Annotated in this window: 17 protein-coding genes; 5 read left to right on the forward strand and 12 right to left on the reverse strand. The window is 71.7% G+C overall.

Annotation, left to right across the window (positions count from 1 at the left end):
• Positions 1-9: 9 nt before the first annotated feature.
• From A3CQ_RS61355 to A3CQ_RS0139225, 7 genes are read right to left on the reverse strand one after another with little or no spacing between them, the layout of a single operon-like run.
• Positions 10-2,331 carry a thioesterase domain-containing protein gene (locus A3CQ_RS61355; protein WP_157296872.1) on the reverse strand — a complete coding sequence of 774 codons (2,322 nt, stop codon included), beginning with the start codon at positions 2,329-2,331 and terminating at the stop codon, positions 10-12.
• Complete coding sequence (locus tag A3CQ_RS0139200; protein WP_020516441.1) at positions 2,309-2,767, reverse strand: phage tail protein; 459 nt, start codon at positions 2,765-2,767, stop codon at positions 2,309-2,311. The genes A3CQ_RS61355 and A3CQ_RS0139200 overlap by 23 nt, the downstream gene beginning before the upstream one ends.
• Entirely contained in the window at positions 2,760-2,945 is a 186-nt protein-coding gene (locus tag A3CQ_RS64130; RefSeq protein ID WP_084699424.1) for a DUF6760 family protein, read from the reverse strand. The genes A3CQ_RS0139200 and A3CQ_RS64130 overlap by 8 nt, the downstream gene beginning before the upstream one ends.
• Positions 2,927-3,286 (reverse strand): hypothetical protein, encoded by a 360-nt coding sequence (locus A3CQ_RS0139210; RefSeq protein WP_026206702.1) that lies wholly within the window; start codon positions 3,284-3,286, stop codon positions 2,927-2,929. The genes A3CQ_RS64130 and A3CQ_RS0139210 overlap by 19 nt, the downstream gene beginning before the upstream one ends.
• Positions 3,283-3,705: a phage tail protein gene (locus A3CQ_RS0139215; protein ID WP_020516444.1), complete on the reverse strand. Its 423-nt coding sequence runs from the start codon at positions 3,703-3,705 to the stop codon at positions 3,283-3,285. Before A3CQ_RS0139215 ends, A3CQ_RS0139210 begins: the two co-directional genes overlap by 4 nt.
• Positions 3,706-3,732: 27 nt before the next feature.
• Positions 3,733-5,373, reverse strand: a complete 1,641-nt coding sequence (locus tag A3CQ_RS0139220; protein ID WP_020516445.1) for a phage tail sheath family protein — start codon at positions 5,371-5,373, stop codon at positions 3,733-3,735.
• Between the two features lie 16 nt (positions 5,374-5,389).
• Positions 5,390-5,722, reverse strand: a complete 333-nt coding sequence (locus A3CQ_RS0139225) for an ANTAR domain-containing protein (protein ID WP_026206704.1) — start codon at positions 5,720-5,722, stop codon at positions 5,390-5,392.
• Between the two features lie 167 nt (positions 5,723-5,889).
• Between A3CQ_RS0139225 and A3CQ_RS55645 the strand changes: the two genes are divergently transcribed.
• Positions 5,890-9,570, forward strand: a complete 3,681-nt coding sequence (locus tag A3CQ_RS55645; RefSeq protein ID WP_020516447.1) for an eCIS core domain-containing protein — start codon at positions 5,890-5,892, stop codon at positions 9,568-9,570.
• Between the two features lie 510 nt (positions 9,571-10,080).
• Here the strand turns inward: A3CQ_RS55645 and A3CQ_RS0139235 are convergent.
• The 3 genes from A3CQ_RS0139235 to A3CQ_RS0139245 are packed head-to-tail and all read right to left on the reverse strand — an operon-like array spanning position 10,081 to position 13,196.
• Entirely contained in the window at positions 10,081-10,650 is a 570-nt protein-coding gene (locus A3CQ_RS0139235) for a Pvc16 family protein (protein WP_020516448.1), read from the reverse strand.
• A complete protein-coding gene (locus tag A3CQ_RS0139240) occupies positions 10,631-12,553 on the reverse strand; it encodes an ATP-binding protein (RefSeq protein WP_020516449.1) in 1,923 nt (640 codons plus the stop codon). Before A3CQ_RS0139240 ends, A3CQ_RS0139235 begins: the two co-directional genes overlap by 20 nt.
• A gap of 22 nt (positions 12,554-12,575) precedes the next feature.
• Positions 12,576-13,196: a response regulator transcription factor gene (locus A3CQ_RS0139245; protein ID WP_063713658.1), complete on the reverse strand. Its 621-nt coding sequence runs from the start codon at positions 13,194-13,196 to the stop codon at positions 12,576-12,578.
• A gap of 185 nt (positions 13,197-13,381) precedes the next feature.
• On the opposite strand from A3CQ_RS0139245, the gene A3CQ_RS58165 reads away from it, so the two are divergent.
• From A3CQ_RS58165 to A3CQ_RS58170, 3 genes are read left to right on the forward strand one after another with little or no spacing between them, the layout of a single operon-like run.
• Complete coding sequence (locus A3CQ_RS58165; protein WP_020516451.1) at positions 13,382-15,001, forward strand: transglycosylase SLT domain-containing protein; 1,620 nt, start codon at positions 13,382-13,384, stop codon at positions 14,999-15,001.
• Between the two features lie 25 nt (positions 15,002-15,026).
• Positions 15,027-16,094 (forward strand): COG1470 family protein, encoded by a 1,068-nt coding sequence (locus A3CQ_RS61840; RefSeq protein WP_026206706.1) that lies wholly within the window; start codon positions 15,027-15,029, stop codon positions 16,092-16,094.
• 16 nt (positions 16,095-16,110) lie between these two features.
• Entirely contained in the window at positions 16,111-18,753 is a 2,643-nt protein-coding gene (locus tag A3CQ_RS58170; protein WP_051115489.1) for an Hsp70 family protein, read from the forward strand.
• Here A3CQ_RS58170 and A3CQ_RS0139265 read toward each other — a convergent pair.
• Both A3CQ_RS0139265 and A3CQ_RS61845 read right to left on the reverse strand, forming a co-directional pair.
• Positions 18,735-20,156 (reverse strand): dynamin family protein, encoded by a 1,422-nt coding sequence (locus A3CQ_RS0139265; protein WP_020516452.1) that lies wholly within the window; start codon positions 20,154-20,156, stop codon positions 18,735-18,737. The genes A3CQ_RS58170 and A3CQ_RS0139265 overlap by 19 nt on opposite strands.
• A complete protein-coding gene (locus A3CQ_RS61845; protein WP_169516344.1) occupies positions 20,153-21,922 on the reverse strand; it encodes a dynamin family protein in 1,770 nt (589 codons plus the stop codon). The genes A3CQ_RS0139265 and A3CQ_RS61845 overlap by 4 nt, the downstream gene beginning before the upstream one ends.
• Positions 21,923-22,317: 395 nt before the next feature.
• Between A3CQ_RS61845 and A3CQ_RS0139275 the strand changes: the two genes are divergently transcribed.
• Positions 22,318-23,907, forward strand: a complete 1,590-nt coding sequence (locus A3CQ_RS0139275; RefSeq protein WP_020516454.1) for an acyl-CoA dehydrogenase family protein — start codon at positions 22,318-22,320, stop codon at positions 23,905-23,907.

Consider the following 23,907-nt stretch of genomic DNA (forward strand, 5'->3'; position numbering starts at 1 on the left):
ACGCCCCCATCAGAAGATTCCCGCCCATCGGCCGCCACGCCGTTCGATCTCCCGCAGCAGCCGCCGCTCCACGATCTCCACGACCTGATCGGGATCGAGCGGTTTGCCCGCTCCGGCCGCCGCGCCGGTGATTCCGCCGACGACGTTGCTCACTCCGCCGGCCGCGTCGCTCACCGCGGCGGAGACGCCCTCCTCGGCGTTCTCCACCGCCGACATCGCGTTTCCGGCCGCGCCCTGCACGCTCGACATCGCGTTGTTCGCCAGGCCCTGAAGCCCCGAGAACGCGTCCCCCGCCGCACTCTGCATCCCCGAGAAGGCCTGCCCCATCGGGCTCCCGGAGGCCTCGATCACGGCGGCCCGGGCGGCCCGGGTGGCCACCTCGCTGACTCCGCCGAGCCCACCTCCGCCGACCGGCAGCGAGTCGACGATGCCCGCGCCCGTGTTCATCGCCTCGCCGAGCTTCGACTTGCCGGCCGCGAGCGCCTGCCGCTCGTCGTCGTCGAGCAGCCCCGACATCCCGCCCAGCAGGAACCGCGGCCGCCGCACCGGGCTCTTCGTGTGCGTGAGCTCGTGTGCCAGCACGGCCGAGACCGCGGGCCCGGAGGTCGGCGCGGCCGGAAGGTGCACCACGGTCCCGGTGGTCGCGCCGAGGGCTCCGGCCGCCGCCAGCGCGTGCCGGGTGTTCGGCCCGGTCGTGAACAGTGGCGGCCGCGCCCGCCCGGTGATGGCCGACGCCATGGCGTGAAACGCGACCGGCAGCGCTCGCGGAGCTTCCAGCGGCCGTTGCGCTACCGCGGTCTCCCAGCGTTGGCGCGGGCTGAGTGCATCCTGGTTTCGCGCGTGCGGCGGGGTGGGTGATCCGACCTGGAGCCCGGCCGCCGGGCCGACAACGACCGCCCCGCTCGGATCCGGCACGTTGCCCGGCGGCAACGATGCGGATCCCAGTACCCGAAGCCCTGCCGCGCCCGGATCGCTGACCACCGGCCCCTGAGCGGGAAGCCCCACCAGCGGCTCGCCATGGCGGGTCGCGATCTGTTGTGACGTGCCGGCCGGGTGGCCGGGAGCCGTGGAGCGCCGCGCGCCGAGCCGGCCCGGCGCGAAGCCCTCGGCCCGTGATCCGGCGGCGGAGGAGCTGGCCGACATCGAACCCGTCGCGGCCGCGGAGGGAGAGCCCGGCCCGCGCACGCCCGGCCCGCGGACGGGGTCCGAAGTGGAGCCCGGAGCCCGTCCGGGCATCGCAGCGACCGGCCCGGTGGAGGAATCCGGGGAACGGAATCTCTGGCCGAGGGACGCCTGCCCATAACCGCCGGGGCCGAATCCGACCATGCCCGGCAGTCCCTCGCCGTGGATGGTGGGGCCGACCGCTCCGGCGGCACGCGCGATCACGTCGTCGAGGCCGTTCGCCGACCGGCCGGGCTCGCCCGCATCCCCACCGCGCCCACCGGCCGGAGAACGCCCGGACGGCACGCTCCCGGCCGCGCCACTTCCGGCCGGCTCGCTCCCGGCCGGGCCGCTCCCGGACAGGGCGCTCCCGGACAGGGCGCCTCCGGACAGGGCGCCTCCGGACAGGGCGCTTCCGAGCCGCCCGCGGGCGGCCGCGAGCCTGCCCAGCAGGCCGTCACGACGGCGGCCGGTCAACTCCGCGGGCAGGGGCGCGCCGGCAGGTGAAGCCTGGTCGCCGATTGAGGAAGACGCGCCGGCCCGCGCCCCACCAGTGGCCGCCGCGGCACGACTCGCCGCGGTGCCGCCCGTTGCCGCCGCACGGCTCGCCGGAGAACCGCCGGTCGCGGTGGCCGGGGATGCACCGGCCGAGGTAACGCTCGCCGGTCTCGGTCCGCCGAACGCGCCGATGCCGGGACCCATCGCCAGATCGTGTCCGGGATGCACGTCCGGCCCGCCGGGTGGCGCGCCGATGAGCGATCCGCGAGCGGTCAATGGCGCCCGGGCCACGGTCAACGGTCGCGCGAACCCCGAGGCCGATCCCCGTCCACCGGCCAGGAGGCTGCGGCCGGCGGCGACGTGCCCCGGGCCGTGCCGGTCGACTCCCGACGCCCGGCCGGCCGGCTGACGCTCCGACCCGGCCGGTGGCGGGGACACACCGGCGGCCGGGTGCGGGCGGAGGGCCTGGTACCAGCGCATGAGGGACCACGGCGCCCGCACGCGCAGGCCGTCCGTCACGCCGGCGCCGACCGAGGGACCCACCGCGGCCGGCGGGTGCACGGCGCGGCGGGAGGAACCGGTGAGCCCCGGCCGCAGGGACCGGGGCAGCAGGCGGGTGACGAGTCGGAGGGCGCGCCGGAACGGGCGCTCATTTCCCGACCGTGAAGCCACTGTGGCACACCTCCAGCTCCTCGATCGCCAGGTCGCGGGAGGACGCCGCGAGGCGCGGGCCGCTCCACTTCACCGGTTTCACGTCGATCAGCGACCAGGTGCGGAACGGGTCGCCCGCGGGGGTGAGGACGCTGATCGACCCGGTCTCCGGGGTGACCTTGTTCTTCGCGTCGTTGAAGCCCTCGCCGGAGAATCTCAGCAGCCACGTGAACAGCGCGTTGGAGTCGGTCAGGCCGCGCTTGAGCACGATGTTCGGCCAGCGCATGCGGCCGAGCAGCTTGTGCGTGTACGCGTTCTGGCCGCCCTCGGCCAGTTCCTCCACGTCGACCGACACCGCGAGACCGCTCACCTCGGTGAAGGCCCCGATCTCCAGTGTGCCGATCTTGAAGACGAACTTGCCGACGAACGGCGGATCGATCGTGTGCGCGTCAGCCACCCGTCACTCCTTGCCATGCGCGTTCGTTGAGACCGCCCACCTCCCGCAGGAGGCGGATCCGGTCGCCGTGTTCCAGGTCGAGCAGCCGGTCGAAGTCCCAGTGCAGGTGGTACGCCAGGAAGGCGATCTCCTGCCAGAGCTCGTCGTGCGCGTAGTGCCCTAACCCACCTCCACCGATGCCTGCGGGAAAGGGGTGCCGGGCTCCAGCGTGTCGAGGATGCTCGGGTCCTGGAAGTTGACGATCCGGTACAGGTCCTGCAGGTAACTGAAGTCGGAGACGAACAGCGACTCGATCGTCTTGGTGGTGACCCGCCCGACGGTGCCGAGCTGGGTCACCACCCGGGCGAGCACGATCACGGTCGCGTACGCCTCGTTCTCCTTCACGCGGCCGTCGCGCAGCGGCTCGATCTCGTCGCGCGCGCAGGCCAGTCGCATGACGCCGGTCTTGTGGAGCGTGCCGTCGTCGTCGACGTAGCCCTTCGGCAGCGTGAAGGGGAACTCGGTCTGCAACCCACTCATTTCGACCTGCGCAGCCCTTCGTGGGTGATGACGACCTTTTCGGTGGCGATCTCGTTGCTGCCGGCGTCGAGCTCGGCGCCGGTCCACTTGGAGACCCAGCCGCGGTCGAAGTCCCAGCGGCCGACCTCGGCCTTCATCGAGTCCTTGATGACGATCGAGCCGTTGCGGCGGGCGCTGTCGACGTCGCCGTCCTCGACCTGCTTACGCCACTCCCACAGGGCCGTCGACTCGTCGATCCGGCGCTCCAGGGTGATGTCGCTCCACTTCATCGCCCCCGGCACCTTCCGGATGATCATCTTGCCTTCCTTGGTGGCCTCCTTGTACTCGATGGTCTCGGTCTCCGACTCGACCCCCGAGCACTTGCGGAAGCTGGCCATCTCGATGCCGTCCACCTCCAGCACGAACTGGAAGGTAGTCATCAAATCGGGCATAGGAACCCCTCCTCACTACTCGCTTGCGGCTCCGCCGCCCTGCCACTGACTGATCCGGAAGATGACGAACTCGGCCGGTTTCACCGGCGCGATGCCGATCTCGACGATGAGCTTGCCCTCGTCCACCGAGGACGCCGGGTTGTTGCTCTCGTCGCACAGCACGTAGAACGCCTGCTCGGCGGTCGCACCGACCAGCGCCCCCTGCATCCACAGGCCACGCAGGAACGAGGTGATGGTGCGCTTGACCCGCTGCCACAGGTCGTAGTCGTTCGGCTCGAAGACGGCCCACTGGGTGCCGCGCTGGATCGATTCCTCGACGAAGTTGAACAGCCGGCGGACGTTGATGTAGCGCCAGCTCGGGTCGGTCTTGGCCAGCGTGCGGGCGCCCCAGATCTTGGTGCCGTAGCTGCCGAACGAGCGGATGCAGTTGACCCCGTCGGGGTTCAGCAGGTCTTGCTCACCGCTGGTGATCTCGGACTCGAGCCGGACGATGCCGCGCAGCGCCTCGTTGGCCGGGGCCTTCCACACGCCGCGGGCCGCGTCGGTGCGGGCCCACACGCCGGCGACGTGGCCGGCCGCGGGGACGGTCAGGCTCAGCTCGCCGTTGGTGGCGCCGGGCCGGGCCAGCGGGTTGCTGATCACCACGTTCGGGTAGTACAGCGCGCCGAACGCCGAGTCGCGGGCCAGCCGGGCACGCCACTCCAGGGCACGGGTCGCGTTCAGCCCGGGCGGGGTGTCCAGGATGGCCATCTTGTTGTGGCTGGCCTCGCAGAAGTCGATGAGCTGCTTCTGCGCGCCGAGGTACATCTCCTCGTCGAGGCTGCCGTCGTCCTTGGTGGCCACCGTGACCAGGTCGGGGATGGCGACCATCGTGACGTTCTCCGCGATGGCGAGGCCTTGGTAGCCAGTACGGTCGCTCTCGCTGCCGACCAGGTCGGCCGGGGTGACCGACTTGCTGGAGACCGGAGGGGACTCGAGCGTGTACCGGCCGGGGGCGGGGGTGCGCTCGGCGAGCGAGGCGCCCTGCAGCGGCTGCATCTCGATGCGGACGAACTTGGAGCGGTCGTTGACCGTCTTCTCCACCGTCCGGGTGCTGCGGCCGCTGAACTGCAGGCCGCCGAGCTCCTCGCGCAGCGCGCCGCCCTCGTAGACGCGCAGCGTGTATTCACCGGAGCCGTTGCTGGAGCCGCTGTCGCCACCCTCGCCGCCTTCCTGCGGCTGGGCCGGCGGCGGCGGGACGACCTCGATCTCGAGGTTGCGGCCCGACTCGACGGCGGAGAGCTGGAGGCTCGGGGTGCCGGGGTTGTCGGCGGTCGGCAGCATCAGCCGCGGCTTGCCGCCGGAGGTGTCGTCGCCGTCGGTGGTGGGGATGCGGCAGATGTACGCCTTGCCGCCCCCGTTCTCGAAGAAGCCGCGGACCGCGTGCGGCAGCATGGCGCCGCGCACGAATCCGCCGTAGATCCTCTCGAACTGAGGCCAGCTGGTGACCAGCTGCGGTTTGACACCGGTGGGATCCGTCGGATCGCCCTGCTCGGTGTCGTAGCGCTCGGTGAAGCCCACGAAGGCGGCGACCGCGGTGCCCACCCCCTCGATGGGCATGGAGCCGCTGGGTTGCTCCTCGATGTAGACGCCCGGTGCTCCGTACGACGCGGCCATGAGTGTCTTCCCCCTGTCAGGCCTGCACCGCGCTGGTCAACAGCGCGGGGTCAAGGTCGGATTCGTAGAACTCCCCGTAGTGAAGCGGCGGGAACACGCGCATCATCGGATGGCGTGACGAGCAGGCCACGACCTTCACCCGCGGGAACCGGTGCACGATCACGTGAACCAGTTCGCCGGTGGAGCTCTTGTCGAGGTCGAGAACGATCACGTCCGGCAGTGCCTCAAGAAGCCGGCCGAGGACATCGTCGCCCTTGGTGTCAACAAGCTCGATGCCGTCGACCCGGAGGATCTGCTCGAGCCCGAGGCGGTGCAGGGCCTCGAAATCCCCCATGAGGACCCGCGTCATCGCCTCACCCCCGCTTCTCAGCTGCCGATTCGCCGCCATGGGTGAGCCTCCCTCGCGTATACGCGGGGCCATAAGGTGCGCCGGTGCAGCCTTAGGTGCACCGTTGGTGTCGGAGACTTGTCTGTTCCCAGGTCGGCCCCGGATCCTGGATCCGGAGGTGGGGGCTGGTGAAGCTGTCCGAACGGCAGGTACCGGCTCTCGACGAGGCCGCCGCCTCCACTGCGGTTGTGGACCCTTCCCCCCGTACGATCAAAAAGGAGAATGACCCGGCACTCGCCGGCGGCAATGCGGAGATCCAGCGGCTGGTGTCGCGGCACCCGGCCGGACCCCGTGCCTTCGCGGCGGGAAACCAAGCGGTGAGCAGGCTGATCACGCAACCCAAGCTCACCGTCAGCCAGCCCCATGACGCGTACGAGCGACAGGCCGACGCCGTGGCCGACGGGGTGACGCAGGAGTCGCTCGGGCCGGCGCCGGCGATATCCCGGCTGGTCACGCCCGGGGCGGACGCCGGGGAACCGCCGCCGGAGACGCCGCCCGGCCTGGAGAAGACGGTCGCCTCGCCCGGTCCGGGAACCACGATCCCCGACGACGTGCGGGCGCGGATCGAGCAGTACCTCGGCGCGCCGCTGGGCGGGGTTCGTGTCCACAGTGACCAGCAGGCTCAGGTGGCGGCGCGGCAGCTGGGGGCGCGCGCGTTCACGGCCGGTGGCGACATCTTTCTCGGCGCCGGGGAATCGGCGGGCGACCTGCCGCTGATGGCACACGAGGCCACCCACGTGGTGCAGCAGACTTCCGTGGGCGTCTATCGGTCACCGGTGCAGCGCGACTCGGGCGGGTTCCTGTCGGGGGCGATCGCCGAGCTGGTGCGGACGGTGCCGGGCTACGACATGCTGACCGTGGTGGCCGGGTACGACCCGATCGCGAACCGGAACGTCGATCGCAGCCCGGAAAACCTGACTCGCGGGGTTCTGGGGCTGGTGCCGTTCGGGAACGTCGTGGCCGGCAAGCTGATCGAGCTCGGCGTGGTGCAGGGCGCGTACCGCATGATCGACGACGGGTTGCGCGCGCACAATCTGACGCTGGTGCGCATTCAGGGCGAGGTCGACCAGGCGTGGAAGGAGATCGACCTCACCGACCCCGAAGGCGCGATCGCCATCGTGCGGCGGCACGTGAGCGGGCTGTACGCGGACGCGCTCGGGTTCGTCCGCGGGATCCTCGACGCGATCGTGCAGCTGATCCGGGACGCGGCGGTCGGCCTGGCCGAGAAATACCTGGTCGGTACGCCGGTGTGGGAGCTGGCGAAGAAGGTGCTGCACCAGGACCCGCTGCGCGGGACGCCGGTCGAGGCCTCGACCGTGGAGATCCTGAGCGACTTCCTGACGCTGATCGGCAAGCACGACGCGCTCGCGCAGATGCGGGAACGGGGGACGCTGCAGAAGACGGCGGACTGGCTGGACGCGCGGATCGCGCAGTTCCTCGGGATCCTGGGCGAGTTGTCGGCCCTGTTCCAGGCCGGGTGGGACGCGATTCAGCCGGCGAACCTCGCGGATCTGCCGTCCAACCTGTCCAAGCTGGCGACGCAGGCCAAGGGGCTGATCGCGCGGATCGGCGCCTTCGCGTCCGAGGTGCTCACCGAGGTCGTCAAGCTGATCAAGGACGCGCTGCTCGACTGGCTCTCCCGCGAGGCCGGGAAGATGCGCGGTTTCCGGCTGCTCACGGTGATCCTCGGGCAGGACCCGGTCACCGGCAAGGCGGTGCCGCGGACGGCGGAGAACCTGATCGGCGGGTTCATCGCGCTGCTGCCGGGCGGGGAGGCGACGTACAAGAAGCTGGCCGAGGCCGGGGTGATCGCGGAGGCGGCGGCGCAGATCGAGGGCGCCATCTCTCGCCTCGGGATCAGCCTCGACATGATCGTCGGGACGTTCAAGGCGATCTGGGACTCGCTCTCCCTCGAAGATCTGGTCAACCCGCTCGGCGCGTTCGTGCGGATCCTGGACAAGTTCGGCGAGCCGCTCGGGCGGATCGTGGAGTTCGCCGGTGAGGTGCTCAAGGTCGTCATCACGCTGATCCTGCGGCTGATGAACTTCCCGCCCGACCTGCTCGGCAGCATCATCAACAACGCGATGGCCGCGATCGAGGACATCGAGCGCGACCCGGTCGCCTTCCTGGTGAACATGCTGGAGGCGCTCAAGCAGGGCTTCCTCGGCTTCGTCGACCGGGCCGTCGGCTACCTGCTCAACGGGCTCGCCGACTGGCTGTTCCGGGGGCTCGGCGCGCTCGGCATCCAGAAACCGCCCGACCTGTCGTTCGGCTCGATCCTCACGATGGTGCTGCAGGTCCTCGACGTCACCGCCGACAAGCTGTGGAAGAAGCTGGGCGACCACATCGGCGCCGACGTGGCCGACAAGCTGCGCAAGGGCGTGGCGATGGCCGAGGGCGCGTTCGACTTCATCAAGGACGTGCAGGAGAACGGCGTCGGCGCGATCTGGAAGCACATCGAGAGCCAGCTGGGCAACCTGTGGGACACGCTGCTCGGGATGGTCAAGGACTGGATCGTCGGCGAGATCGTCGAGAAGGCCACGGTCAAGCTGCTGTCCATGCTCGACCCGACCGGCATCATGGCGGTGGTCAACAGCTCGATCGCGTTCTTCAAGGCCGTGCAATCGGTGATCGAGTACGTCCGCGAGATCCTCATGATCGTCAACGACTACGTGACGACGCTGGCCGCGGTGGCCGCCGGCAACGTGCAGGCCGGGGCGCAAAAGGTGGAGAAGGGACTGGCCGCGGCGGTGCCGGTGGCGATCGGCTTCCTGGCCAATCAGGTCGGGCTCGGGAACGTGCCGGAGAAGCTGGTCGAGCTGATCGGCAAGCTGCGCGAGCTGATCGACAAGGCGCTCGACTGGCTCTTTGCCAAGGCCGTGTCGCTGGGGAAGAGCGCGCTCGGCGCCCTCGGATTCGGCGGCGCTTCCGACCCAGCGGCCGCCCCACCGGCGAACGACCCGACCGGAGTCAAGGCCGCGGCCGCTCAGGACCTGGCCGCCGAGACGAAGCAGCAGGCGATCGACGACCCGGTGCAGGTACAGGCCATCCTCGACCGGATCATGGAGAAGCACCGCCCGCAGGGGCTCAAGTCGCTCGAGGTGCGCCTCACCGCCGGCTCGCACTTCACGGTCTTCGCCGAGGCCAGCCCGGCCGACCCGATCGGCGAGATCCTCAACCGGCCGGTCCCGGCCGGCACCACCAACGAGGACTCGATCGAGATGGCCCTGGACGCCGTCAGTCCCGAGACGCATCTGTACGCCGAGTTCGGCGAGGCCGGCGGGGTCGCGGAAACCACCCAGCACTACCAGAACGACCCGGGCGGCCTGCACGCCGAGGACAACTTCATGAACGACCTGGAGCGACACCTCTCGCTGTATCCGGACGGGGCCGTCGTGCCGGTGCGGATCAAGATGAACCGCCTTCCCTGCGAGCGGTGCGCCACCGGCCTGGCCGCCATCGCCCAGCAGCGGGCCAAGCGCATGCAGCTGCGGGTCTCCAGCACGGGCGTCTACGGCGGCCGGCGGCCCACCAGCTGGCTGATCGAGGGGAACCGGACGCAGGTGCGGCTCGACCCCTACGTCAAGGCGAAGGCCGACACGATCCGCAACCTCATGGCCGTGGCCACGGTCGACGTCTGGGACATCTGGAGCACGATCCAGGCCGCGGTGGCGACGGACGCCCGACTGGCCGGCCTCGACCCCGACCTCGTCGAACGCAACCTGCGCGCCGCGCCCGCCCTCGAGGGCTACCTGCGCCACGTGATCGCCAGCACCGGCAAGTCCTTCGCCGGCCTCCGCAGCCGCTAACCGGCGACACCCAACCTCGCGCCCCCAACGCGTCAGTCCCCCACCCCCCGCACCCATTTCCCGCCCCTTTGCTCTGCTCACCAATACGCGCACCCGCTCACCCCCCCGCTCTGCGCACCAAGACGCCCCGCACTGCACACCAAGACGCCCCGCTCTGCGCACCAAGACGCGCCGCTCTGCGCACCAAGACGCCCCGCTCTCGTTGGCCGTCCACGGTCCGCGCCGTCGCCGGTCCCGCGGTCGCCGTGGGGGGTCCCGGGCGTGCTAGGGGCGAACAGGGAGGTGGTGCGTATGGGTGAGCAGAGCAAAGGAGCGGGGAATGAGTGGTCGCAGCCGGCCGAAGACGGCCGGGCTGGGCGTGGATTGGCGCGTGGCGGTGCCGGGCCGGGCCGACGGACCGGGCCGGGCCGGGCGGCGGGCCGAGGCGGGCCGGGCGGCGGGCCCAGCCGGGGCGGGCCGGGCGGCGGGCCCAGCCGGGGCGGGCCGGGCGGCAGGCCCAGCCGGGGCGGGTCAGCCGCGGTCGACGGCGCGGACGGTGATGGTTTCGGTGGGCGGGCCGGCGGCGGCGCGGAGGGCGGCGTCGACGGTGACCGTGACCACCAGGTCCAAGCCCGGTTTCAGCTGGCCGCCTAGGGCCGACCAGAAGTCGGAGTTCTCGCTGCCGTCGCCGCTGCGCAGCCGGAGGGTGGGCAGGGGGCGGACCTCGGTGAAGGCGCCGCGCAGGTGGTCGATGCTGATCACGGGGTTCAGGAGCAGGGCGTTCAGGACGTCGCCCAGCAGGGAGTGCTCGTCGCGGACCTCGCTGGTCCAGGCGGTGACCAGGTAGCGGCAGTCGACCCGCGGGAGCGGGTCGCGGCGGAAGCGGCGGCCGTCCTGTTCCTCGATGATGACCTCGCCGTAGTCGCGTTCGGCCAGGTTGGGGCGGATGTCCCAGAGGTAGAGGTCGACCGTGGGGCGGGTGGAGAGGGCGGCCGACCACTCGCCGTCGGGGGCGTCGAAGGCTATGTCGACGTCGCGGGCCGGCAGGGGCACCACGTCGCGCAGGAAGGCCTCGAGCGTCTCATCCAGCAGGTGCAGCATCGGCGGCGTCCCGGTTCACTAGGTCGAAGTAGCGGTCGAACTCTTTCTCGGTGCGCAGGCGGCCGAGCTTCTGGAACTCGCGCCGCACACTCAGGACGGTGTGGCGCATGGTGATCGGGCTGTTCTCGGCGGCGGCCAGGAAGGCGGCGCCCAGTGCGGCGTTGCTGATCACGCCGCCGGTGATCTTGAACTGGCGGGCCAGGAAGTCGACGTCCAGGTCGCCGGCGACCGGGGCGGTGGACGGGAAGGCGCGCTGCCAGATCTTGCGGCGCTCGGGTTCCTCGGGGGCCACGAAGTCGATCGCGACCGAGATGCGGCGCAGGAAGGCCGGGTCGATGTTGCGCTGCAGGTTCGTGGCCAGGACCACGAGGCCGTCGTACGTCTCGAGGCGCTGGAGGAGGTAGGCGACCTCGATGTTGGCGTAGCGGTCGTGCGCGTCGCTGACCTCGGAGCGCTTGCCGAACAGCGCGTCCGCCTCGTCGAAGAACAGGACCAGGTCACCGGCGGCGGCCGCGTTGAAGATGCGCTCGAGGTTCTTCTCGGTCTCGCCGATGTACTTGCTGACCACCGCCGAGAGATCCACTTTGTACAGGTCGAGGCCCAGCTCGCCGGCCACCACCTCGGCGGCGAGGGTCTTGCCGGTGCCGGACGGGCCGGCGAACAGCGCCACGACGCCGGTGCTGGGGGCGGAGCGGAAGTGCCACTGGCCGTAGACGGTGTCGCGCTCGCGGTGCCGGGACGCCAGCTCGCCCAGCTGGGTGGACTCCTCGGCCGGCAGGATCAGGTCGTCCCAGGTGCGACGGGGGCGGATGCGCACGGCCACACCGTCGAGGTGCCCACCGGCCAGGCGGCGCACGGCCGGGGCGACCAGCCCGCCGTCGGCACCGGCCGCGGCGGCCACCAGGCGCAGCTGCTCGCGGGTGAGGCGGTAGGCCGGATCGGGGTCGCGGCCCATCGCCCGCTGCCAGTCCTCGGCCTCGGCCACACCGTCGTGGATGGCGATCTCCCGCCACGGGCGGTCGGGGACGGACTCGAGGGGCTGCTCACCCTGCGACGACAGCACCCAGGTCAGGTGGGTTGCCCGCAGGATCACGTCACGGCCGGCGAGCGGGAGCGGCGCGGACAGATCGAGGACAACCGTCGATCGGGTGAGCGTCGCCTCGCGGACCACGGCCTGCCAGGCCGTGTCGGACTCGGGCGGCGGGACGATCAGCAGGCGGCGGTCGCCCAGCGCGTGGAGGCGGCTTTCCCGGTCCCCGCCGTGCACCAGCACCATCTCGGAAATGTCGGAAGCCTCACCGGTACGAGCCGAACTGCCGGCCGGCAAACCGGGGTCGGGAGCGTCGTCGCCGCCGAGATGCCAGACCACGCGCGCGGCCGGTTCGACGGTGAGAGTCCCCCACGGACCCTCGCCGGCGAGCCGGGCCAGCGCGGCGCGGATCAGTCCGCCGCGGGGCGACAACGCGCGGGTCCCGATGTGGTCGTCCTCGAAGAAGATCCGGGCCAGCGTGGCCAGGGTCAGCCGGGGCAGCTGCACCGAGTCCTGGATGTACCCGACCAGGCGCTGCCGGGCCGGCGAGATCTCCACGGCCAGCAGCAGCGCGAGGACCTCCGCCTCCCCCGTGGTCAGCCCGGCGTTGGTGACGACCGAGCCGAAGCGGCCGGTGAGCTCGAACTCCTCCCGCGCCTTCAGAACCGGTGCGGCGGCGCCGGCGCGCACCGCGGTGACCCGCTCGACGCCCGGGCCGTCGAGGCCGGGCAGCGTCGCGAGCAGCCGCTCCACCTCGTCGTCGGCAACGTAAAGACCGGCGAAGTCGCGCGGGGGGCGGCCCTCGGCGAGCCGGCAGATCAGGGCCTCGCGCTGCAGGAGCGCGTCGGCCAGGACGGTCCAGGGCTCAACCACCGGAGAAGACTGGGCCACCGGATCAGATCACGCCCTCGCGGGTGGCGACGGCGACGGCCTGCGCCCGGGTGCGGCAGTTCAGCTTGGTCAGCACGTCGTGCACGACGTTTTTCACCGTGCGCTCGGAGAAACAGAGGTCCTCGGCGATGCCGCGGGTGTCCATGCCGTCGGCCAGCAGCCGCAGCACCGAGCGCTCGCGCGTGTTCAGCCCCTGCGGGCCGAGGTGGGAGGTCTGGGTGACGTGCAGCAGCAGGCGGGACAGCATGTCGCCGGGGAGCGCGACGTTGCCCGCCACCACCGAGCGCAGGCTGGTCACCAGATTGTCGGCGGTGAGCGTGCGGTGCGGCAGGATCGCGCAGACGCCGGCGTCGACCATCTCGCGGACGGCCTGCTCGGTGACGTCGCGGACGGTCGCGACCAGGCGGGTGCCCCGGCCCTCGGCCAGCCGGACGGCACGGCGCAGAGTCGGTCCCGCGTACTCGAAGACCAGCACATCGAGATCGGCGATCACCGGCTCGGGGGACAGCACCGCGCTCTCGCCGCGGACGACGAAGTCGGCCTGCTGCAGGCAGGCCGCCATGCCCCGACGGACGATGGCGTGACTGTCATCGATCCAGACCGTCGGCGGCCTTGATGAGATCATGCGTTCCCCCTGGTCAGTGCCCGACGAGCGGGCGACCGCCCAGACATGATGGCCCGGAAAAGTCGATCAGAACAATAGCTCGATCGGCTCTGTCGTTGATCCAACTCTGTTGCCCCTTTCGCTGCCCTTTCGTGCAACCGGGTCGGCACGTATACAGAGTGGATTACGGTGTCTACCCTCGTGACATGCCCAGGTACTCCGCCGAACAGATCTACGGATTCGCTCGCCGGGCCGGCTTCTCGCCCGACGAGTCGGCCACGATGACGGCGATCGCGCTGGCCGAGTCGGGCGGCAACTCCAAGGCGCACAACCCGGTCGGGGAAGACTCGCGTGGCCTGTGGCAGATCAACGGCAAGGCCCACCCGGACTTCCTGACCAAGTACAACCTCTACGACCCGCTGGACAACGCGAAGGCGGCGTTCGAGATCTCCCACCGCGGTGAGGACATCTCCCCCTGGACGACCACGCACGGCGGTCTCAGTTCGCGTTATGTCCGGTTCAAAGAGGACGCTCAGGCCGCCGCGATCGCGTACGGCGACGGTCCCGGCCGCGGCATGTTCAACGGCACCCGCGGCTACGGCGACCACGAGCCGGCACACGACGGCTTCGACCCGCCGGGCGCCGCGATCCACGACGTGGCCGGCACCCCGGTGGCCGAGGCGTTCGCCGGCCCGGCGGCCCAGCCCGGCAACAACGCCGCTCTCGACACGTTCCTGAGAGTTGCCAAGGCGCAAATCGGCGACCGCTATGTGTTCGGCGCGAAAGAAGATCTCCACAATCCGAATCCGTCGGTCTTCGACTGCTCGGATTTCACCGAATGGTCGGCGTTTCAGGCCGGGACGAAGATTCCGCGCACCGCCACCGAGCAATACCTGTTCTTCAAGAAACAAGGCATGCTGATCGACCCGGCCAAGGCCAAGGACACACCGGGCGCTCTGCTGTTCCATTTCGACCGTGAACCGCGCGCCGGCGACGGCCGCACCCCGGGCGCGCACGTCGCGATCAGCCTCGGCAACGGCCGGGTCGTCGAGGCGGCCAACCCGCGCGCCGGCGTCCGCGAGTCCAACGCCGGCAACCGGTTCGAGTTCGCCGCCGTCATCCCCGGCATCTCGGACGGCACCGCCACGCCGATCGCCAACCCGGTGATGCAGCCGCTGTCGACGCTCGTGCCGCAGACCGCGCTGCCCGAGACGCCGATCGCGCCCGCGCCCCCGCCGCCCGACCTCGGCGGCCCCGACTCCGACCACGACGGGCTCAGCGACGCGCTCGAGCGCCGCTACGGCCTCGACCCGCTGCGGGCCGACACCGACGGCGACAACCTCACCGACGCCCAGGAGATGGTCACCTACGGCACCGACGCGCGGAAGGCCGACACCGACGGCGACAGCCTCAACGACGCCTTCGAGCTGGCCCAGGGCCTCGACCCGCGCTCGCCCGACTCCGACTCCGACGGCCACATGGACGGCTCGCTCACGCCGATCTCGCAGACCGATTCCGACCAGGACGGCCTCGACGACAACCTGGAGAAGGTGCTCGGCCTCAACGCCCAGCTCGCCGACACCGACGCCGACGGCTTCAGCGACGCGCTCGAGTACCACTCCGGCTCGAACCCGCTCGACCCGAACGACAACCCGCTGCTGCACCACCCGGGCGGCGCGACGACGGCCGGGCAGCAGCCGCTGGGCACCTCGGCGCTCGACCAGCAACCGCTCGGCACCTCGGCGCTCGGGCAGCAGCCGCTGGGGACGGGCGTGGCCGACCAGATACCGGGCGGTCAGCTTACCGACGTGACCGATCTTCACTGACCGGGTTGATGCGACGATCGTGGACGTGGAGCTGACCCTGCCCGATGAGCCCGTGGCCCTGGCGCCCGGCGTGCCCACGCGCGTGCCCGTTCAGCTGCGCAATCCGTACGCACAGCCGCTCGACCTGCGGATCTTCCTGGCCCGCGGGCGCGCCGCCGGGTGGGCGACCGTCGACCCCGAATCGGTGAGCCTCGGTCCGGGCGAGACCGCCGAGGTCGCCGTCGTCCTGCAGACTCCGCCCGAGCAGCCGCCGAGCTCGTCGCTCGTGCCGTTCACGGTGCACGCCGAGGAGGCCTCGACCGGGGAGCCGGCCGGGTTCGCCACGGCACTGCTCAAGGTCGCGTTGCCGACACCGGTGACCGGGTCGCTGGTCGCCCGGCGGGAGAAGAACACCTACGATCTCTGGCTGGCCAACGACACGGGTACGCCCGCTCCCCTGCGCGTCACCGCCCAGCTCGACCCGCCGTCGGGCTCGGTCCAGGTCGATCCCGACGCGGTGCTGCTCGAGCCGGGCATGCGCGTCTCGGTCGCGGTGCGGGCCAAGCCGGCCCGCCCGATCACCGGCCAGCCCCGGTCGTTCGCCCTCGTGGTCAAGGTCTCCGACGTGTACGACGCGGAGCGCGCCCCCTACCTCACGCAGGTCGCCACCGGGATCAGCAAGCCGCTCGTCCGGGCCTTCGTGCTCGGCACGGTCGCCGCGCTGCTGTGCGTCGCGTCGGCGGCCGCGATCGCGTTGCACGGCGGTGGGAGCAGCCTGTTCTCCGGGCGGCTGTTCAAGGGGCGCGACAAGGCCGCGGTGGCGACCCAGCAGCCGGTCGAGCAGGTCACGGTCAATCGGCCGTACGCGCTGATCGAGGTTTTCCCGCATCGCGGAGCCGATGGCGGCAAGGCCGCCGCCCAGGCCGAGCAGGCCAAGCTCGCCGGCCGGGGGATGCAGGTGCGCCTGGTCGACAGTCTCGCCTCCGACGCGCTGTCCGACGAGGACGGCGGGTTCTGGGTGCTGCTGCAGGACGGGTTCAACGGGTTGGCGCAGGCGGAGGCCTACTGCGCGCAGTGGCGCACCGTCGCCCCGAAATGCCAGGTCACGTCGTAGGGTCGGGAGTGTGGCAATGCGGTACGGGTTGGGGATCGACCTCGGCACGACGCACACCGCGGCGGCGGTGCTCGCGGACGGCCGGGTCGAGGTCGCGCGCCTCGGGAGCCGGCGCGCCGAGATCCCGTCGCTGGTGTTCGTCAAGCCGGACGGCGGCCTGCTGATCGGCGAGGCCGCCGAGCGCCGCGGGCAGTCCGAGCCGGCCCGGCTGGCCCGCGAGTTCAAGCGCCGCATCGGCGACCCGGTGCCGATCCTCGTCGGCGGGGCGCCGTTCTCGGCCCACGCGCTGACCGCGAAGCTGCTGCGGCACGTGCTCGACACGGTCACCCAGCTGCAGGACGGGCCGCCCGCGGCGATCACGGTCACCCACCCGGCGAACTGGGGGCCGTACAAGAGGGAGCAGCTCGACCAGGCGATCCGGCTCGCCGACGCGGGACCGGTGCAGATGCGCAGCGAGCCCGAGGCGGCGGCGCTGCAGCACGCGACGGCCCGGCGGATTGCGAACGGCGAGACCGTGGCCGTGTACGACCTGGGCGGCGGGACCTTCGACGTGGCGGTGCTGCGCCGCGAGGGCGACGGGTTCGTGCTGCTCGGCGAGCCCGAGGGCATCGAGCAGTTGGGCGGCATCGACTTCGACGAGGCGGTCTTCGGGCATGTGCTCGGGGTGCTCGGCAGCATGGCCGACGCGATGGACCCGGCCGACCCCGAGACGGTGGCCGCGCTGTCCCGGCTGCGGCGCGACTGCGTCGAGGCGAAGGAGTCGCTCTCCTTCGACACCGAGACGATGATCCCGGTGGCGCTGCCCGGGCTGCACACCCGGGTGCGGCTCAACCGGTCCGAGCTCGAGGGGATGATCGCGCCCTCGCTGGACGACACGGTCACCGCGACGCAGCGGGCGCTGCGGGCGGCGGGGGTGCCGGCCCAGCAGCTGAGCGCGATCCTGCTCGCGGGCGGGTCGTCGCGGATCCCGCTGGTGTCGCAGCTGCTGTCGACGGAGTTCCAGCGGCCGGTGGTGGCCGATCCGCATCCGGAGCACAGCATCGCGATGGGCGCGGCGTGGGCCTCGGCGGTGGCGCTCGGGGGCGGGTCGCCGTTCAACGGCGCGGCGGTGCCGCAGCCCCGGCCGGAGACGTCGACGCTGGTCGACCTGCCGGCCACGGGCGGGTATTCGCCGATTTCGACGCCGCAAAGGGGCGATGCGGCCGTGGCCGGCGCCGCGGCGGCAGGCGCGGCGGCCGGTCTGTCCACGGCCCCACCGCCACCGGTCAACGGCGGCGGACCGGCCACGCCCACCTACGGCAGCGCCGCGCCCGTCACACCCACCTACGGAAGCGCCGCGCCGACCTACCCGGCCACGCCGACCTACGGCGGCAACGCCCCGGTCAGCGGGCCGCCCGTCAGCGGCCCACCCATCAGCGGGCCGCCGGTCAGCGGAGCGCCCGTCAGCGGAGCGCCGCCGGTCGGTGGCGCGCCGATCTCGCCCGGGCGTGGCGCCGTGTCGTTCTCGCGGGGCGCGGCCGCCATTCCCGGCACGACTCCGACGCCCGGGTTCGGCACGCCTCCGCCCGGGAGCGGTGCTCCGGGCGTACCCGGAAATGGCGGAACCAATATCCCCTGGCCGCCACCACCGCTCCCGGCGCCGCCCGGCGGCGGAAAACCCGGCCTGGCCAAGCTGATCGGCTTCGGAGCCCTCGCGGTCGCCCTGCTCGCGGGCGGCACCACGGCCGCGCTGGTCCTCATGAACAACAAGGACGACAAGACCAGTGGCGCGACCCCACCGGTGACGACCACGCCGCCCGTCTCCGCCGCCGCGCAGGAACCGGCCCAGGCCTTCCCCTCCGACACGATGCTGATCCGGGTCGACACCGGTCCCGGTCTCCCGCCGGCCCGCCAGTCCAAGGTCTACTACTTCACGCCGGGCAAGCCCGAGCGCACGCTTCTGCCGAACACGCAGGTCGGCGACGTGTTGCCGAAGTGGTCGCACTCGCGCCAGCAGATCGCGCTCACCCACGCCTCGGCCGACGGCAAGAAGAGCTCGATCTACGTGATGAACAAGGACGGCAGCGACCGCCACCTGGTCGCCGACGACGCCGGCGGCCGGGTGGCCTGGTCGGCCGACGACTCGAAGATGGCGTTCATGAAGAGGTTCAACGGCGTGCCCCAGATCGCCGTGCTCGACCTGGAGACCCGCGAGATCAAGCAGCTCACCTTCTCGAAGACGTCGAAGGACGACGCGATGTGGTCGCCCGACGGCAAGACGATCCTGTACTGGCTGGACAAGGGCGGCATCAAGCAGATCTACGAGCTTCAGGTGGCGAACCCGAAGGAGCCGGGCCGGCGGATCACCGGGCCGAGCGTCGGTCCCGCCAACGACCCGGTCTACTCCCCCGACGGCAAGCAGGTGCTGTTCACCCGCGAGCTGAACGGCAACAAGACCTCCGACATCTGGCTGGTCAACATCGACGGGTCCAACCCGCATCGGGTCACCACGAACCCGGCGCGCGAGATGGACCCGACCTGGTCACCGGACGGCAACTGGTTCGCGTTCGTCCGCGGCGAGTACGACAAGCCGATCATCGTGATCGCGAAGAAGGACGGCACCGACGAGACCACGCTGACCCAGGGGACGGCGCGGGAGGCTCATCCCTGCTGGTTCTGATCCGCCAGGATGCCCTCGCAACTGCGGGCGACCGCGCGAGCCGCCGTCTTCAGCTCGCGGGCCGAGAAGGGGTGCTCGGCGATCTGCTGCCAGCGGGACAGAGCTTCCCGGGCCGCCGCGGCGATGCGTCCGGGTGCGGCATCCGGGGGGAGACCCATTCGCGCGTACGCCGCTCCGCCCGCCCCGCCGAGCAGCAGGTCCATCTCGGCGAGCTGCTGGTCGGTGGCCGGCAGGCGGCCGGAGCGCACCTGGTGCAGCAGCCGCAGCTCGACGAACTCGTGGGCGCTGGCCCGGATCCGCTCCGCCTCGGCCGCCATCGGTGACCCGACCGGGATGCACTCGTCGAGCACGGCCAGGGCCGAACGCGCCTTGAGCACCTCGCTGCGCCCGACGAACTGCGCCGCGAACACCTCGCGGAGCCGGTCGATGCCGCTGTGCTCGGTCAGCGCGCGGGCGAGCGCCCCGGAGTCGGCGACGCTCCGCTCCCGGATCAGCCGCACCGACAGCCGTACGCCGAACAGGCCGAGCCGGGACAGCACGCGCGCCCGGTCCTCGCCGGACGCCGCGAACCGGTCGGCGGTCAGCAGCAGCTCGACGACCTCGTCCATCGGCGCGGCGGCGACCGCGGCCAGCACGCGGTACTCGTCCTCGCGCAGGGTCGCGCCCGCCGCGCCCAGCAGCCCCGCCACCGGGACGACGACCGGGCACAGCCGGCGCAGCCGCTCGTCCTTGGCGTAGCGGTCCGCGACCCGCGACGCCGAGTCCATCGCGTCCAGCCGGCAGCCGCCGATCTCGTCGGCCCGGGAGAGCACGCCGACCGCGTTGACCGGGGTGCCGCTGGACAGCCCGTCGCCGTGGAACGACTCGAGGAACCGCACGTCGCTGCCGTGCATGTGGCGCAGCAGGTAGATGACGGCGTCGGTCTGCGCGGCCCGCTCGCCCTCGGCCTCGAGGAACGCCATCGTGCGCAGCGAGACGTCGGTGGAGAGCGAGGCGATGCCCGGCGTGTCGATCAGCGTGTGCCGGCGGAGGCGGCTGCTCGGCACCCTCACCTCGAGGTGGTCGACCTGCTCGGCCGGGCGGCCCAGGGAGATCTGGACGGCGCCGTCGCGGCGGGTGAACGGGCGCGGCTCGGCCGACCCGTCGGTCAGGTAGGCGGTGACGGCGTAGGTGGGGCCGTCCGCGTACCAGGTGACGATGCGGGTGCACTCCCCGGCGTCGGTGGGCGCGAGCTCCTCGCCGACCAGCGCGTTGAGCAGGGTGGACTTGCCGGCCTTGACCTTACCGGCGATGGCCACCCGCAGCGGCTCGTCGATGCGGCGCCGGGCGTCCATCAGGCGCGGGTCGCGGGTTTCCTGGACGGCCCGGTCGAGCAGTATCCGGACCTGATCGAGAAGTCTCACGCGGCCAGCCGATCCAATCGACGACGTTGCTCGGCCAGTTGCTGCGCTTTCGCCTGGCGCTGGTCGGGGGGCAGCTCGGCGATCTCGCGGACCGCGGCCGCCGTCGCCGCCGCCGACCGCTCGACGGCCTGGGCCCGGGTCGCGAACTCGTCGCGCAGGAACCGCTGGGTGCGCCGGATCGCTTCCCGGCAGTCGCGCCCGACGTGGAAGCCGACGTCGTCGATGTACCGGCGCAGCTCGCTCTTGGCCTGCAGGCGGCGCTGCACCACCTGCCGCTCCCGCTCGCTCTTGATCATGCGGCGGCCCAGCGTCATGCCGGCCAGCAGCCCGAGCGGCGCCAGCGCGAGGCTGAAGAAGGCGCCCACCGCCCCGATCATGTAGATGCCGCCGTAGGTGACCCGGGCCGCGGTGAACGCGCCCAGGAACTGCTGCATCCCCGATTTCTGGAAGCTCACGTCCAGCTCGTCCACCTTGCGCAGGGCCAGCTCGGGTGCCGGCAGGTCGACGTCGAGGCTGTCGTACTCGAGGCCGAACCGCTCGGCCACGTCGTGCGCGAGCTGCTCGGTGCGGGTGACCAGCAGCATGAGGTTGTCGACCGCGGCCGAGGCCGCCTCACGCTCGGCCCACGCCTGGAAATCGCGCCACGTCTCCTTCGGGTCGGACTCGTCGATCAGGTCCTCGCCCCGGCGCAGCATCAGCCGCAGCCGTTCCCGCAGGTCGTGCTCGACGTCGGAGCTGAGGTCCTGGATGCCGTCGCCGAGCACGGTCTGCCACGACCCGCCGGCCAGCCAGGCGCTGCGGCGGGTCTTTTCCGCGAACCGCTGGACCACCTCGGGCGTTTTCGCCGGCGTGGTGGCCACGGCCCGCTCGGCGTCGACCCGTTCGCGCAGCTGCGACACGACGAAGGCCAGTTCCGCCCGCGCCGCCGCGACCTTGGTGGTCGCGGCCGCCCCGAGCACGTCCCGGCGCAGCACGTCGACCAGCCGCGGGAAGCCGGACTCCTGGTTGAGCTGGGTGGAGTCGCGCGCCTGCGCCCGCATCCGCAGGAACGAGGAGACCGCGACGATGGGGATGTCCAGCCCGGCCCGCTCGAAATGCCCCTGGTTGATCTCGGCGATCCGCCGCCACTCGGGGTAGAGGTCGATCTTCGTGAGCACGCAGAAGGCGCGCGGGCAGCGCTCGAGCGCCCGCCGCAGGAACTCGACCTCGGGCGCCGTGAGCTCCTGTGCCGAGTCGGTCACGAACAGCGCCGCGCCCGCCATCGACAGCGCGCCCAGCGTCAGGTTGCCCTGGGCCGAGTCGAGCCCGCCCACTCCCGGCGTGTCGATGATCGACAGTCCGGCGCCGAGCAGCCGCCGGTCGAGCCGCACCTCCACCCCGCGCGCCGGCCGTTCCCCGCCGCCCTCGGTGATGTACCGCCTCAGCTCGTCGAAGGCGATCGGCACCGGCTCGTCCTCGCCGTCGAGCCGCAGGAACGCCGACGGCGGGCGCCCGAACCGCAGGATCGTCGGAACGGCGGTCACGATGTCGGCGTCGACCGGGCAGATGTCGGTGCGCAGCAGGGCGTTGACCAGCGTGCTCTTGCCCTGCTTGAACTCGCCCACGACGGCGACCGTGGCTTCCTCGGACCGCAGCCGCTCGGCGGCCAGGTCGAGCCGCTCGACCAGGTCTCCCCGGTGCGCGGCCTCCGCCAGCGCCCGGGCGTCGGCCAGCCCGTCCAGCACATCGCCCCCAGGCCGACTCGCCCGCGCGGCCGTCGAGGTCACCCGCCCACCCTCTCCGCCATGGCTGTCCGTGGCTCGTTCACGTGCGCGTCCATTCTCCACCCACCGGTCATCCCCCGGTGTCGCCGCCCCGCCAGCCTCGGTCCACGCCGGATTCGGATCAATCCCCGATCTGGACTGCTCGGGCCCGCGACGGAAATCCGACACCCACAACACGCCGACTTTGTGCGACCTTATGACCCTGTCCCCGAACCCCTTTGGCACTTTCCGGTATCCGAGTAGAGGTAGGCGCGCGCCCCCGCCGCCCACTAGGATCCTTTAGCCCGCAATTGTGGGCCCAGACCTCCGCACGTACCTCGCGGCACGGCACCCCGCGAGGTGCGTGCGGAGCTTTTTCGGGGCGCTCACACCGGCTACCGGCGAGTAGATTTGCGGGTGTGACGACCCACGAGGTGTTCAACCAGCCCCCGCCCCTGGTCGACTACGACGTCTCGGCCGACGCCGCGCTGCTGGCCGGCGTGGCGCGCGAGGGCGCGCCCTGGGCCGTCGGCGACCTTCACCGGCTCGGGAAGCTGGCCGGCACCGCGGAACCGCAGCGCTGGGCGGACGAGGCTAACCGGTTCGAGCCCCGGCTGATCACCCACGACCGGTACGGGCATCGGGTCGACGAGGTCGAGTTCCATCCCTCCTGGCACCGGCTCATGACGGTGGCCGTGGGCGAGGGCCTGGCCGGGTCGGCCTGGGCCGACACCCGCGCCGGGGCGCACGTGGCCCGGGCCGCGGGCCTCTTCGTCTGGTCGCAGGTCGAGGCCGGCCACTCCTGCCCCATCTCCATGACCTACGCGGTCATCCCGGCCCTGCGCAACAATCCCGATGTCTCGGAGATGTACGAACCACTTCTCACGAGCCGGGCGTACGACCCGGGTCTGCGGACGCCCACGACGAAGCGCGGGCTGCTCGCCGGAATGGGAATGACGGAGAAGCAGGGCGGCTCTGATGTACGGGCCAATACGACCCGGGCCGTCGAGGCCGGCGATGGGACGTGGCGCCTGACCGGGCACAAATGGTTCACCAGTGCGCCGATGTGCGATTTGTTCCTGGTCCTGGCCCAAACGGAATCCGGATTGTCATGTTTTATGGTGCCGAGAGTGTTGCCGGGCGGCGAGCGTAATACCTTCCGCATTCAGCGCTTGAAGGACAAGCTGGGCAACCGGAGCAATGCCAGCAGCGAGCCCGAGTTCGAGGACACGGCCGGCTGGCTCGTCGGCGAGGAGGGCCGCGGCGTCCGCACCATCATCGAGATGGTCGCGATGACCCGGCTCGATTGCGTGACCGGCTCCGCCTCCGGCATGCGCGCCGCCCTCAACCAGGCCGTCCACCACGCCCGCCACCGCATGGCCTTCGGCCGCCTGCTCGCCGACCAGCCCGCCATGCGCAACGTCCTGGCCGACCTGGCCGTCGAGTCCGAGGCCGCCACCGTCCTGGCCATGCGCCTGGCCGGCGCCGTCGACCGCGGCGAGCACGCCTTCCGCCGCCTGGCCATCGCCGCCGGCAAGTTCTGGGTCTGCAAGCGCCAGCCGATCATGGTCGCCGAGGCCCTCGAGTGCCTCGGCGGCAACGGCTACGTCGAGGAGTCCGGCCTGCCCCGCCTCTACCGCGACGCCCCGCTCAACTCGATCTGGGAGGGCTCCGGCAACGTCCAGGCGCTCGACGTCCTGCGCACCCTGCGCCGCGAGCCGGACAGCCTGGACGCCCTGCTCGCCGAGGTCTCCGGCGTCGACCCACGGATCGACGAAGCGGTCACCGGGCTGACCAAGCTGATCGGCGACGACGAGGGCCAGGCCCGCCGGATCGCCGAGCGAATGGCCGTGATCCTGCAAGCGTCGCTGCTCGTGCGGCACTCCCCCGCCGAGGTCGCCGACGCCTTCTGCGCCACCCGCCTGGCCGGCGACTGGGGCCACACCTTCGGCACCCTCCCCCCGGGCGTCGACACCGCCGCGATCATCGAGCGCGCAGCACCCGCATAG

This window comes from Paractinoplanes globisporus DSM 43857 (genome assembly GCF_000379645.1).
GTDB lineage: Bacteria > Actinomycetota > Actinomycetes > Mycobacteriales > Micromonosporaceae > Actinoplanes > Actinoplanes globisporus.